The following is a 13565-nucleotide window of genomic DNA, read 5'->3' on the forward strand; positions in this document are numbered from 1 at the left end:
GCCGCACGCCTCCCGATCCCCGCGCCGCAGCCCGCCGGACCCCGATTCCGACGCGCACGTGCCGTAAACTTCGCCAACTTCCACGCCTCATCCGACCGGAACGCCGCATGATCGAATCGCTGCTCATCGCCAACCGCGGCGAGATCGCCTGCCGCATCATCCGCACCGCGCGCGCGCTCGGCGTGCGCACGATCGCGGTCCATTCCGATGCCGATGCCGGCGCGCTCCACGTCCGCGAGGCCGACCAGGCGGTGGCGATCGGCGGCGCCCGCCCGGCCGACAGCTATCTGATCGGCGACCGCATCATCGCCGCCGCGCGCGAGACCGGCGCGCAGGCGATCCACCCCGGCTACGGCTTCCTCAGCGAGAATGCCGATTTCGCGCAGGCCGTCATCGACGCCGGCCTCGTCTGGGTCGGCCCGCGCCCCGCCAGCATCCGCGCGATGGGGCTGAAGGATGCCGCCAAGGCGCGGATGATCGCCGCCGGCGTGCTCGTCACCCCCGGCTATCTCGGCGACGACCAGGGCGAGGCGCGGCTCCGGGCGGAGGCGGACGCGATCGGTTATCCCGTGCTCATCAAGGCGGTGGCCGGCGGCGGCGGCAAGGGCATGCGCCGCGTCGATGCGGCCGCCGACTTCGCCGAAGCGCTCGCCTCGTGCCGGCGCGAGGCGGCCTCGGCGTTCGGCGACGACAAGGTGCTGATCGAGAAATACATCCTCTCGCCCCGCCACATCGAGGTGCAGGTGTTCGGCGACACCCACGGCCATGTCGTCCACCTGTTCGAACGCGATTGCTCGCTCCAGCGCCGCCACCAGAAGGTGATCGAGGAAGCGCCCGCGCCCGGCATGGACGCTGCGACGCGAGAGGCGGTCTGCGCCGCCGCGGTCCGCGCCGCGCAGGCGGTCGACTATGTCGGCGCTGGCACCATCGAATTCATCGCCGACGCCTCCGAAGGCCTGCGCGCCGACCGCATCTGGTTCATGGAGATGAACACCCGCCTCCAGGTGGAGCATCCGGTGACCGAGATGATTACCGGCCAGGATCTGGTTGAATGGCAGCTGCGCGTCGCCAGCGGCGAGGCCTTGCCCTGCACGCAGGACGAGCTCGCCATCACCGGCCATGCGATCGAGGCGCGGCTCTATGCCGAGGACCCGGCACGCGGCTTCCTGCCCAGCATCGGCCGGCTCGACGCGTTCGATCTCGGCAGCGCCGCGCGCGTCGACACCGGCGTCGAGCAGGGTGCGACGATCACCCCCTTCTACGATCCGATGATCGCCAAGGTCATCGCCCATGGCGCCACGCGCGAGGAGGCGCGCGAGACGCTCGCTGACACGCTCGATGCCGCGGTCGTCTGGCCGCTGCGCAGCAATGCGGGCTTCCTCGTCGAGGCGCTCGATCATCCCGCCTTCGTCGCCGGCACGCTCGACACCGGCCTGATCGCGCGCGAGGGCGAGGCGCTGCTGCCCCCGCCGCTGCCGAGCGAGGAGGTGCTGGCCGACGCCGCCGCGGCGCTCGCCGGCGCCCAGCCGCTCGCCGGCTTCCGCCTCAACGCGGCCCCTCGCAGCATGGCGACGCTGTCGGTCGGCGGCGAACGGGTGGCGGTGGATTTCACGGCCTCCGTCAGGGCTGAGCCTGTCGGCAGGCTGCTCGTCACCGAAGGCGGCCAGACGTGGGAGGTCACGCCCTGGCGCGCCGCCGGTGCCGCGCAGGGCGGGGCAGGGGACGGCGCGATCCTGTCGCCGATGCCCGGCCGCATCATCGCCGTCGACGTGGCCGCAGGCGACACCGTCAGCAAGGGCCAGCGCCTCGTCACGCTGGAGGCGATGAAGATGGAACACAGCCTCGTCGCTCCCTTCGACGGCGTGGTCGCCGAACTTGCCGCAACGCCCGAAGGCCAGGTGACCGAAGGCGCGCTGCTCGTCCGTATCGAAGCGCCGGGGGGAGAGGGCTGATGGCCGGACGCTGCTACGATCAATGGCAGGTCGGCGACCGGCTGGTCCATGACATCCGCCGCACGGTGACGGAGACGGACAACCTCCTCTTCTCCACCATGACCCATAATCCGCAGCCGCTGCACCTCGATGCCGAGGCAGCGCGGGCGAGCGAGTTCGGGCAGATCCTGGTCAACGGCACCTTCACCTTCGCGCTGATGGTCGGCCTGTCGGTCGGCGACACGACATTGGGCACGCTCGTCGCCAATCTCGGCTACGACAAGCTGGTGATGCCCAAGCCCGTGTTCCTCGGCGACACGCTACGCGCGGAAAGCGAGGTGGTGGAACTGCGCGACAGCAAGTCGCGCCCCGACGCCGGCCTCGTCACCTTCCGCCACGTCATGCTCAACCAGCGCGACGAGACGGTCTGCCAATGCCTGCGCACGGCCTTGCTCAAGCGGAGTGGAAGCTAGCGTGTGAGGACGGCCGCCCACCTCGTCATTGCGAGCGCAGCGAAGCAATCCAGAGCCGGATCAGGACGCTCTGGGTTGCTTCGCTACGCTCGCAATGACGGTTCGACGGCGACGCATGCCAATCCGCTCAATGCCCTCCACCGCCTCAGTCGTGCGCGACCACGGAGATCCCCCATTCCCGCTGCGCCGCAGCAAAGTTTTTCTTGGAGATCATCCCCTAAGTTAATGGGCTATACCCCTCCGTCCGCTATCCAAGCGCAACGACATCAAAGGGTGACCCCGTGACGATCATCAGCGAACTCCTGCTCGCGGCAAGCTCCGCCGCGCTTGCGGCCCAAGCGACCGTGGCGCCCGCGCCGGCCCCTGCTCCCGCCCAGCAAGACCAGCCTCCCGCCGTAACCGAACCGGCGCAGGCCGCGCCCGTCGCCGACGCCGCCACCACCGGCAACGAGGGCGAGGACATCATCGTCACCGGCACCCGCACGCAAGGGCGCAGCCGCCTCGACAGCGTGTCGCCGGTCGACGTGCTGAGCGGCGCCAGCCTGCAGCGGCAGGGGACGACCGAGCTCGCCTCGGCGCTCGCCACCATCGCGCCGTCGATCGACTTCCCGCGACCCTCGGCGAACGATGCCACCGACGCGATCCGCCCGGCGACGCTGCGCGGCCTGTCGCCCGACCAGACCTTGGTGCTCATCAACGGCATCCGCGGCCACACGTCCGCCAACCTCAACACCAACGGCACCGTCGGCCGCGGCTCGGCAGCGGTCGACCTCAACACGATCCCGACCGTCGCGCTCGACCGGATCGAGGTGCTGCGCGACGGCGCCTCGGCGCAATACGGCTCGGACGCGATCGCCGGCGTCATCAACCTGCGCCTGCGCCAAGCCCGCTCGGGTGGCGGCGCGCAGGTCAATTACGGCTTCTACGACACGCAGGTCGATACCGCGCGCGGCAGCCGCCACGTCACCGGCGAACACACCGTCACCGCCTCGGCATGGCAGGGCATCGGCTTCGGCAGCGACGGCTACATCACCATTTCCGGCGAATATCTGAACCGCCGACCGACCAACCGCGCGGACTTCGATCCGCGCGTGTCGCCGACCCGCGTTACCGGCCGCTACGGCGACCCGGAGGTCGAGCAGTACACCGGCTTCGTCAACGCCGGCACCTCGCTGACCGACAACCTCAGCCTCTATGCGTTCGGCGGCTATCAGGACCGCGACACCCGCGGCGCGGCCTTCCCGCGGATCAATCCCGCCGCGCAGACCGCCGCCAACGCGGTCACCCGCCAGCAGCTCGCACTGGCCGGCTATCCCGACGGCTTCCTGCCGATCATCAACACCAAGTCGAAGGATATCAATTCCGCCGTCGGCCTGCGTGGTGACGTGTCGGGCTTCGACATCGATCTGTCTGTCAGCTACGGCCGCAACACAGTCGATTTCCGCACGCTCAATTCGGCCAATTACGCCTACGGCTCCGCCACCCCGCGCAACTTCTACGACGGCGCCGTCGCCTACGACCAATATGTCGCCGGCCTCGACGTAACGCGCAAGTTCGACGTGTTCCAGTCGCTCAACCTCGCCTTCGGCATCGAAGGGCGGCGTGAGGGCTACAAGATCAGCCCGGGCGAGCGCGCCTCCTACGATTATCCCGCCGGCGCCACCGATGCGATCGCGGGCTCCGCGCCCGGTGCGCAAGGCTTCGGCGGCTTCGCCCCGCGCAACGCGATCGAGCGCGCCCGCCGCAGCGGCAGCATCTACGTCGATCTCGAAGCGCAGCTGACCGACAAGCTGCTGCTCGGCATCGCCGGCCGCGGCGAACATTATTCGGATTTCGGCAGCACCGCCAACGGCAAGCTGTCGGCGCGCTACGACTTCGCGCCGTGGTTCGCGCTGCGCGGCACCGCCTCCACCGGCTTCCGCGCGCCCTCGCTCCAGCAGCAATATTTCACCCAGGTCGCCTCGGTCGTGACCAACGGCGTGCCGATCCTCACCGGCACCTATCCCTCGGTCAGCCCGGTCGGCACCGCGCTCGGCGGCCTGCCGCTCGAACCCGAAAAGTCGACCAACCTGTCGGTCGGTACGGTGATCCGCGCCGGCGGTTTCGACCTGACGGTGGACGCCTATCGCATCCACATCCGCAACCAGATCGGCCTGTCGGAGAATATCGCCGCAAGCTTCAGCCCGCAGGTCGCGGCGCTGCTGGCGCCGTTCAACGTTTCGGCCGCGCGCTTCTTCATCAATGGCCTCGCTTCGACCACCAAGGGCATCGACGCGGTCGCCCACTACCGGCTGCGGACGGAGAGCGCCGGCGCGTTCGACTTCACCGTCGCCGGCAACATCAACGATGTGAAGGTGACGCGCGTGCCCACCTCCACCGCCACGCTCAACCCGGCACCGACCCTGTTCGCGCGCAGCCGCATCCTAACGCTGGAGGATGGCACGCCGCAGCAGAAGGTCACCGGCACGATCGACTGGTCGCTCGACCGGCTCGGCGCGCTCGCCCGCGTCACCTATTACGGCGACGTCAACCAGCCCGGCACCACGCCGGCCGCCGACGTCCATACGGGCAAGCACGCGATCACCGACCTCGAACTGCGCTATTCCGCTCCCAAGGGCGCGCAGATCGGCCTCGGGGTGAGCAACCTGTTCGACGTCTATCCGGATCGCCAGATCGCCGCGAACAACTCCACCGGCGTGCTCGGCTTCCCGTATTACTCGCCGTTCGGCTTCAACGGGCGCTATCTCTACGCCCGCGTCGGCATCAACTGGTAGGCGGCAGGTCGGACGACGAGGGGGCGGGGCCGATCAGCTGCATCTGCTGCGGCACCGTCCCCAGTTCGATCCCCTCCTCGCGCATCCGCCGCAGCAGCGTCAGCAGCACGTTGCTGCGGGCATCGCCGGTCCCGCGCGGACTGGCGACATGCGCGAAGCAATTGAAATGGATGCGCCCGTCGGCGATCTGGTCGACCATCGCCGATGGCGCCGGCGCATCCAGCACCGCCGGCTCGGCGGTGAAGGTCTCCAGCACGATCGCCCGCACCCGGTCGGCATCGGTGGCGATCGGCACGGAGAACTGCACCTGGATGCGCCCGAGCGGCCCGGCCAGCGTCTTGTTCAGCACCGATTTCGTGATGAGCTCCGAATTGGGCACGATCAGCGTCGAATGGTCGCCCAGTTCGATCTCGGTCGACCGCACGCTGATCCGCTTGACGTCGCCTTCATCGGTGCCGACGCGGATCAGGTCGCCGATCTTGATCGGCCGCTCGGCGAGCAGGATCAGCCCTGAGACGAAGTTGGATGTGATCGCCTGCAAACCGAAACCGATGCCGACCGACAAGGCGGACAGCAGCAGCGCGATCCGTTCCATCCCGATGCCGAGCGAGGCGAGCGCCCACACCACCGCCAGCGCGATGGCCAGATAGCGCGCCACCATCCGAACCGAATTGCGCACACCCGCATCGAGGTCGGTGCTCGGCAGGTAGCGCGTGTCGAGCCAGCCGGTGAACTGCCGGACCAGGAACAGCCCCAGCGCCAGCACCGCGACGAATTGCAGGATCGTGCCGGGCGAGATCGCGACGCCGCCGACCTGCACGCCGCGGGCGAGCGCGCCGACCCGGTCGAGGAACGATCCGAAGCCGGCGCCGAACGGATACAGCAGCAGGCCCAGCGCGATGACGATCACCACCAGCCTCAGCAACGCCGACAGCAGCACGCCGAACTGGTCCACCGCGCTGCCGCCGATCCCCATGCCGTGTCGCAGCGTCAGGCCGATGCGGCTGTCGCGCTGGAACAGGCTGGTGGCGACATCGTCGATCACCACCATCAGCAGATAGGTGCACACCGCGAGCAGCGTCGCCCACAACACGAATTGCACCACGGTGATCGCCAGCCCGATATAGCCGATCAGCAGCGCAAGCGCGGAGCCCGCGGCGACCAGCCACAAGGCCAGCGTCACCGCGCCGACGCTTGCGCTGGTCGCCGCGCCGCTCTCGCTCGTGTCGGTCTGCGCGGCGCGGCTGCGCAGGCGACCGACGATCAGCAGCGTGCCGCAGATCAGGCCAAGCTGGACGACGACCTCCGCTGCCTCCAGCCCCAGCTGCGCTGCGGCGCTCGCGCCGACGGTGGCGTTGAACGCGTCGATGAGGATGACCGCAAAGGCGACGAAGGCGAGCGCCCAGCTGACCGGCCGCAGCGCCGTCGCCGAATCGTCGGTCAGCGGCGCGATCCGCCACGACGGCTGGTTCGCCATCAGGAAGGCGCCGCCGACCGCGACGGTGAAGCCGGCAAAGCCCGCCGCGAGGATCAGCGCGCTCGCCAGCGGCTCCCATGTCGGGGCGAGCAATGCCGACCATCGAAGGCCCTGGACAAACAGAAACGCCGCCGCCGTCGGCATCGCCGTGCCCACGAACACACGCCACAGCGCATTGGCGGACCGGCGCACGCGATGGCCCGGCGCATCGGTGATGAGATAGCGCTGGCCGGCGCGGCGCAGCATCTGCCGCACCGGAAACAGAAGGGCGAGCGCCAGCACGCCGCCGAACAGCGCGCCGGAGGGAAAGCCGCTCAGCAGGCCGCGGTTGATCTGGATGCTCTCGCGGCTCATCAGCGTGGTGACGCGGCGCATGTCGCGCGGAAAGGCGACGAGCACCGCGTTCCAGAACCGCGGCGACAGTGGCGAGGCCGCGCGTACGGAAATCCGCTGGCTGATCTCGGCCGCCTGGATGCGGTCGATCTCGGCGATCAGCTGCCCCGCCTCCACCACGATCAACTGGCCGCGCTTCACCTTGGAATCGAGCGTGCTGCGCGCCGTGGCGAGGTCGCGGCGTTCGGCGCGGATATCGGGTGCCTCCACCACGCCCGCGACCGGCGGCCCCAGCCCGGCGATCTGCGCATCCACCAGCGCCAGCTGCGCGCGAAGCTGGTCGGCCGCGGCCTTGGCGTCGTTCTGCGCGGACAGCGCCTGGTCGCGCAGCTGCGAGCGGGTGTCGCGGTCGACCTTGTCGTCGAGCGCGCCGTCGACGCTGTTGAGATCCGATTCGGCCTGCGCCAGCTGCTGCGTCGCGGTGACGGTGGGGGAGGGCTGGGCGGTGGCGGTCGCGCCGATGCAGAGCAGGATGAGCAGCATCCCCAGCCACCGGCGCATCGTCGTCATCCCCGCGATCCTCTTCGCTCGTCCGTCCGCCGCCCGGTTAGGCGCTGGCGCGCGACAAAGCGAGCGCTGCTCTTGCGGCGCGGGCGCAGCGGCCTATGCGTATCGCCATGGGGAATGAAGGATCAGCGCCGCGTGTCTCGCGCCGTTCGGGAGGCGCGCCGACCATCGCCGACGTGGCGCGCGCGGCAGGCGTGTCGCCGATGACCGTGTCTCGCGTCATCAACGCCGAACGCAATGTCCGGCCGGAGACGCGCGATGCGGTGAAGACCGCCATCGCCGCGCTGAACTATGCGCCCAATCGCGCCGCGCGGAGCCTGGCGGGGGCGGGGCAGATCAGGATCGGTTTGCTCTACAGCAATCCGTCCAGCGGTTACTTGAGCGAATTCCTGCTCGGCAGTCTCGAACAGGCGAGCCGCAGCGACGTGCAGATGGTCATCGAAAAGTGCGAGCTCGGCGACCACGAGCTGGAGGCGGTGCAGCATCTGATCGCCGGCGGCATCGACGGCATCGTCCTGCCGCCGCCCCTGTGCGAGGCGCCGGCGCTGCTCGCGCTGTTGCGCTCCGCCGGCGTGCCGTGCGTCGCCGTCGCCGCCAGCCTGCCGCCCGCCGACCAGCCGGCGATCCGTATCGACGATCGCGAGGCCGCGGCGACGATGACGCGGCACATCATGGGCCTGGGCCACCGCCGCATCGGCTTCATCGCCGGCAATCCCAATCTGACCGCGAGCGCCGAACGGCTGGAGGGCTATCGCGCCGCTCTCGCCGCGGCGGGGATCGCCGAGGACCCCGCGTTAATCGTACCGGGCCTGTTCACCTATCGCTCCGGCCTCGATGCGGCCGAGCGGCTGCTCGACCTCGCCGAGCCGCCGACCGCGATCTTCTCGTCCAACGACGACATGGCGGCAGCGACGGTCGCGGTGGCGCATCGTCGCGGGCTGGGCGTGCCGGCCGATCTCACCGTCTGCGGCTTCGACGACACCACGCTGGCGACGGCGATCTGGCCGGAACTCACCACCATCCATCAGCCGATCGCCGACATGGCGCGGGCCGCGGTCGACCTGCTCGTCGCGACGATCCGCGGACAGGGCGATGCGGAGGGCGCACCACACCGTGTGCTCAATTTCCTGCTCATCCGCCGCCAGTCCGATGCCGCGCCGCGTCGGCGACCGGCCGGCGCTTGACGCCCGAGGGTCAGGCGTTAGCGTTACCAGATGAGCCGACCGGCGCTGACCGGCGGTGAGGGAGGGATGATGAGCGACATGGGCAGGACAGGTGGCGGCGCGACAGGCGCGGGCGGGAGCGTGAACCACGGGTTCATCGCCGCGATCGTGGCGGTGGCGACGATCGGCGGCTTCATGTTCGGCTATGATTCGGGCGTCATCAACGGCACGCAAAAGGGGCTGGAGGCGGCGTTCGGGCTCGGCCGGCTCGGCATCGGCGTCAATGTCGGCGCAATCCTGCTCGGCTCGGCGATCGGCGCGTTCGGCGCCGGGCGGCTCGCCGATGCGATCGGCCGGCGGCGGGTGATGATGCTGGCCGCGGTGCTGTTCCTCGTCAGCGCGCTGCTCGCGGGGGCGGCGAGCGGCTCGGCGGTGTTCATCGTCGCGCGCATCATCGGCGGCCTGGGCGTCGGCGCGGCGAGCGTCATCTCGCCGGTCTACATCTCCGAAGTCACGCCCGCCGCGATCCGCGGGCGCCTGTCCAGCGTGCAGCAGGTGATGATCATCACCGGCCTCACCGGCGCCTTCGTCGCGAACTTCGTCATCGCCCGCTATGCCGGCGGCTCCACCGCGACCTTCTGGGCGGGCTTTCCCGCCTGGCGCTGGATGTTCTGGCTGCAGGCGATCCCCGCCGCCATCTACCTCGTCGCGCTGCTGGTGATCCCGGAAAGCCCGCGCTACCTCGTCGCCAAGGCGCGCGATGCGGAGGCGCATGCCGTGCTCGTCCGCCTGTTCGGCACGGCCGAGGCGGACCGCAAGGTCGCCGAGATCCGCCGCAGCCTTGCCGCCGACCACCACCGGCCCAAGCTGTCCGACCTCGTCGACACGGCGACCGGGCGCATCCGCCCGATCCTGTGGGCAGGCATCGGCCTTGCCGTGTTCCAGCAGCTCGTCGGCATCAACGTCGTCTTCTATTATGGCGCGGTGCTGTGGGAGGCGGTCGGCTTCACCGAGGACAATGCGCTCCAGATCAACATCCTGTCGGGCGTGCTGTCGATCGGCGCCTGCCTGTTCACCATCGCCACCGTCGACCGCATCGGCCGAAAGCCGCTGCTGCTGGTCGGATCGGCCGGCATGGCGGTGACGCTGGCGGTGGTCGCCTGGGCGTTCTCGACCGCGGTCACTGCGCCCGGCGGGGCGGTGAGCCTGCCCGGGCACAACGGCCTCGTCGCGCTGGTCGCGGCCAATCTGTACGTGATCTTCTTCAACGCCAGCTGGGGCCCGGTGATGTGGGTGATGCTGGGCGAGATGTTTCCCAACCAGATCCGCGGTTCGGGCCTTGCCGTGTCGGGCTTTGCGCAGTGGATCGCCAATGCCGCCATCTCGGTCAGCTTCCCCGCGCTCGCCGTCTCGCCGGGGCTCGCCGCAACCTACTTCGGCTATGCCGCCTTCGCCGCCATCTCCTTCCTCTTCGTCCGCGCCATGGTCAACGAAACCCGCGGCCGCGAACTGGAGGATATGGCCGGATGAAGGCTCGTTTGAAAATGCGCTGAAGGCGCATTTCGGCGGTGCCGGCCCGCTCCCCCTCCCAAAGGCGCCCAGCAAAGTATTACTTTGCTGGGATCCGCCGGCCACCCATCAGAATACCAGTGGGTGGCCGGGAGGGGAGCGGGCCGGCACCGCTTGGAATTGGCTCTTTCGCCAATTCCCAAACAACGCCCTCAGCGCCAGCCGGCATCCATCCAGTAATTGTGGCCGGTGCACATGCGGGCATCGTCGGACGCAAGGAACAGCGCCAGCGCGGCGACGTCCGCCGGCAGGATGCGCCCGTCGAGGCACTGCGCCGCGACGATCTCCGCCTCGCCCTCGGGCGTGTACCATTTCTCCTGCCGCGGCGTCTTGACGTTGCCCGGGATGACCGCGTTGACGCGGATGTTGTCGCGGCCGAGATCGCGGGCGAGGCTGCGGGTCAGCCCCTCGATCGCCGCCTTGGCGGTCTGGTACAGGATCAGGTCTTCGAGGCCGAGATGCCAGCTGATCGACCCGAAGTTGAGGATCGATCCGCCGCCTGCCGCCTTCATCGCCGGGATCACCGCCTGCGCCGCGAAGAACTGATGGCGCAGGTTGACGTTCATCCGCTCGTCCCAATAGGCGGGCGTCACGTCCGCGACGGTGTGGCGATCGTCGTTGGCGGCGTTGTTGACCAGCACGTCGACGCCGCCCAGCTCCGCCTGCAAATCGGCGAATACCGCGCCCAGCGCATCGAGGTCGGTCAGGTCGAGCCGCCGGAACACCGGCACGTGCACCGCCCCGTCGAGCCGCTCCACCAGCGCCCGGCTGTCCGCCTCCGCCACGTCGACGAAGGCGACCCGCGCGCCCTGGCGGACGAACGCCTCGACCAGTCCGGCGCCGATCCCCGATCCGCCGCCGGTGACGATGACCCGCTTGTCGCGCAGCGAGGGGTAGCGGGCGCGCCGGTCGTCCGCCGCATCGCCGGTGTTCGTATCGCTCACATAGGTCTCCAGAACGGATGTCATGCCGACAGCAGTCCACGGCCGGCGAGATTGCGGATCAGCGCGGTCGCGCCGAAGGTCCAGGGCGCTGCCGCCTTGGACGTGGTGACGGTGTTGACCAGCCGGCCGAGCCGCGGCGTCGCCACCGCCACCGTGTCGCCGACCTTGTGGGTGAAGCCCTGGCCGGGCACGTCGCGGTCCTGCGTCGGGGCGAACAGCGTGCCCAGGAACAGGACGAAGCCGTCGGGATACTGATGCTCGCTCAGCGCCTGGCGCTTCAGTTCCTCGGGATCGCGGCTGATCTGGTTCATCGAGCTCGCGCCGTCGAGCGTATAGCCGTCGGCGCCCTCGATCCGCAGCGTGATCTCCACGGCGCGCACATCGTCCATCGTGAAGTCGGCATCGAACAATCGCACGAACGCGCCCAGCGAGCAGGACGCATTATTGTCCTTGGCCTTGCCGAGCAGCAGCGCCGAACGTCCCTCGAAATCGCGCAGGTTGACGTCGTTGCCCAGCGTCGCGCCGACTGCCTGGCCATTGGGGTCGACCAGCAGCACGACCTCGGGCTCCGGGTTGTTCCAGGTCGAATCGGACCGGATGCCGACCTCCGCGCCCCAGCCGACCGTCGACAGCGGCGGCCCCTTGGTGAAGATCTCCGCATCCGGGCCGATCGCGACCTCAAGATATTGCGACCACAAACCCTCGTCGATCAGCGCCTGCTTCAGCGCCGCGGCTTCGGGCGATCCGGGCACCACCGCACGCATGCTGCCGCCGATTCGCCCCTCCAGCCGCGCGCGCACATCGGCGGCCGCGCCGGCATCGCCGCGTGCGCGCTCCTCGATGACGCGCTCCATTGCGGAGACGGCGAAGGTGACGCCCGCCGCCTTGACGCATTGCAGGTCGACCGGGCTCAGCAGGCGCACGTCGCCGTCGACCGACAGGCCAATCGAGTCCAGCGCCCCGATCGCCTCGCCGGCGGCCGGATCGAACGCACCCTCGGCGACCAGTTCGGCGACGGTCGGGGCGACACGCACCATGTCATAGGCGATGCCGTCGGCGACAAGCACCGGGCAGGGGCCTTCGCCGCGATCGATGCGGCCGAGCCAGCGGCCCGTGCGCCATTCGGCGCCCAGGGCGTCGGCGGGATCGAAGGGGATGGACATAGGCGTGTCACTCCGGATCAGGCGCACAGGCCAGCGGGTGGGCCGGGCAGCGCGGGTGTGGGCAGGGAAGGGGTCGGGCCGGGGCGCGACAGGTCGGTCGCCGCGGCATAGAAGGGATCGCGCTCGGCCTCTTGCAGCGTGACGAAGCGGAAGCCCATCGATCGATAGAGGGCGATGAGGCGCGGCAGCATATGCGCGTCGAACGCGCCGACGTGCATCAGCAGCACATAGGGTATGTCGCGCCCCACCTGCGCCTTGGCCCGTGCCCGCGCGGCGACCGCCGCGGCGCGCGCATCGGCGAGGAAGCTGTCTTCCAGCCGCGCGATCGCCGCCGCATCGTGCCGGGCGGCGCAGGCGGCATAAGGCGGGTTCCACAGGAAGTCGCCGAACCCCATCGTCACCGCCGCGGCGCGATAGCCGCGCGCGGCCAGCATCGCCCGGATCGGATCGCGCGTCGCCGGCGTGCTGCCCTCGGCAAGGAAGGGATAGCGAAACCAGTGCCAGTCCGCACCGCGCGCCGCGGCAGCGGCAAGCGGCGCTTCGTTGCGGATTGTGTCGGCGGTGAGGGCGTCCGTGCCGACACGATCGAGATTGAGGTGCAAATAGCCGTGGTTGCCGAGCGGGAAGCCCGCGGCCCGCCATGCCGCCGTCGCCGCCGGGCCATCCGCATCGCCCGCCTCGAAGCCACCGTTGAAGAAGCCGAACGCCGGCACCTGCGCGCGTTTCAGCGTCGTGGTCAGGCTGCGGATCACATCGCTGCGCGACACGCCCGGGGGCAGCGGCCCGTGCGCAGGAATATCGTCGAAGGTGAAGGCGATGGCCGGTGCCTCCGCCCGTTCGTGCTGCGCTTCGGTACCTGCCATCGCGAACAGGGCGGCGGCCAGCGCAACGATGCGACCGAGGGACTGCAGACGGGTCATGGCTCGAACTCCGCCGCACAGGCTCCGTCGGCAGGGGAGCCGCACGCAAGCCAGGAACCGGACGAATGGCGGCGCGTGCGCCGCGCAGCGGCACGACGATCCGGCCCCACCGGCACCGCGACGCCGCCGATCGGCATGGCCAGGGCATCCCTGCGGGCGGCGGTCATGCGATCGATCCTGTCCTCTGGCCCCGATTTCTTGTTAGCGATACCACTGCCCAGTCGTTCCGACGCTGTCAACGTCGTAGGATG

General features: G+C 69.8%; 9 protein-coding genes. 5 read left to right on the top strand and 4 right to left on the bottom strand.

The genetic code is table 11. From position 1 onward, the window contains the following. The first annotated feature begins 107 nt into the window (after positions 1-107). The 3 genes from AC4GY7_RS00295 (at position 108) to AC4GY7_RS00305 (ending at position 5178) form a co-directional block, all read left to right on the top strand. On the top strand, positions 108-1952 hold the full coding sequence (locus AC4GY7_RS00295; protein ID WP_491111336.1) for an acetyl/propionyl/methylcrotonyl-CoA carboxylase subunit alpha: 1845 nt from the start codon (positions 108-110) through the stop codon (positions 1950-1952). Beyond that, the gene (locus AC4GY7_RS00300; RefSeq protein ID WP_491111337.1) at positions 1952-2404 is read left to right on the top strand and encodes a MaoC family dehydratase; all 453 of its coding nucleotides are present in this window, start codon (positions 1952-1954) and stop codon (positions 2402-2404) included. The genes AC4GY7_RS00295 and AC4GY7_RS00300 overlap by 1 nt, the downstream gene beginning before the upstream one ends. Before the next feature lie 281 nt (positions 2405-2685). Next, positions 2686-5178 (top strand): TonB-dependent receptor plug domain-containing protein, encoded by a 2493-nt coding sequence (locus AC4GY7_RS00305; protein ID WP_491111338.1) that lies wholly within the window; start codon positions 2686-2688, stop codon positions 5176-5178. On the opposite strand, the gene AC4GY7_RS00310 is transcribed toward AC4GY7_RS00305, so the two are convergent. After that, positions 5168-7558, bottom strand: coding sequence for a DUF3772 domain-containing protein (locus tag AC4GY7_RS00310; RefSeq protein ID WP_491111340.1), 2391 nt, complete (start codon positions 7556-7558; stop codon positions 5168-5170). The two genes, AC4GY7_RS00305 and AC4GY7_RS00310, sit on opposite strands and share 11 nt — an antisense overlap. Before the next feature lie 107 nt (positions 7559-7665). Between AC4GY7_RS00310 and AC4GY7_RS00315 the strand changes: the two genes are divergently transcribed. Further along, the gene (locus AC4GY7_RS00315) at positions 7666-8739 is read left to right on the top strand and encodes a LacI family DNA-binding transcriptional regulator (protein WP_491112062.1); all 1074 of its coding nucleotides are present in this window, start codon (positions 7666-7668) and stop codon (positions 8737-8739) included. A 78-nt stretch (positions 8740-8817) separates the two neighbouring features. After that, complete coding sequence (locus AC4GY7_RS00320; RefSeq protein ID WP_491112063.1) at positions 8818-10248, top strand: sugar porter family MFS transporter; 1431 nt, start codon at positions 8818-8820, stop codon at positions 10246-10248. A gap of 191 nt (positions 10249-10439) precedes the next feature. On the opposite strand, the gene xylB is transcribed toward AC4GY7_RS00320, so the two are convergent. Genes xylB through AC4GY7_RS00335 form a run of 3 tightly spaced genes read right to left on the bottom strand, consistent with a single transcriptional unit; the run spans position 10440 to position 13314 of the window. Then, on the bottom strand, positions 10440-11231 hold the full coding sequence (xylB, locus tag AC4GY7_RS00325) for a D-xylose 1-dehydrogenase (protein ID WP_491111341.1): 792 nt from the start codon (positions 11229-11231) through the stop codon (positions 10440-10442). 20 nt (positions 11232-11251) lie between these two features. Next, on the bottom strand, positions 11252-12394 hold the full coding sequence (locus AC4GY7_RS00330; RefSeq protein ID WP_491111342.1) for a fumarylacetoacetate hydrolase family protein: 1143 nt from the start codon (positions 12392-12394) through the stop codon (positions 11252-11254). A gap of 17 nt (positions 12395-12411) precedes the next feature. Beyond that, complete coding sequence (locus tag AC4GY7_RS00335) at positions 12412-13314, bottom strand: polysaccharide deacetylase family protein (protein WP_491111343.1); 903 nt, start codon at positions 13312-13314, stop codon at positions 12412-12414. Between the last annotated feature and the right edge of the window lie 251 nt (positions 13315-13565).

This window comes from Sphingomonas sp. SP5, from assembly GCF_058313455.1.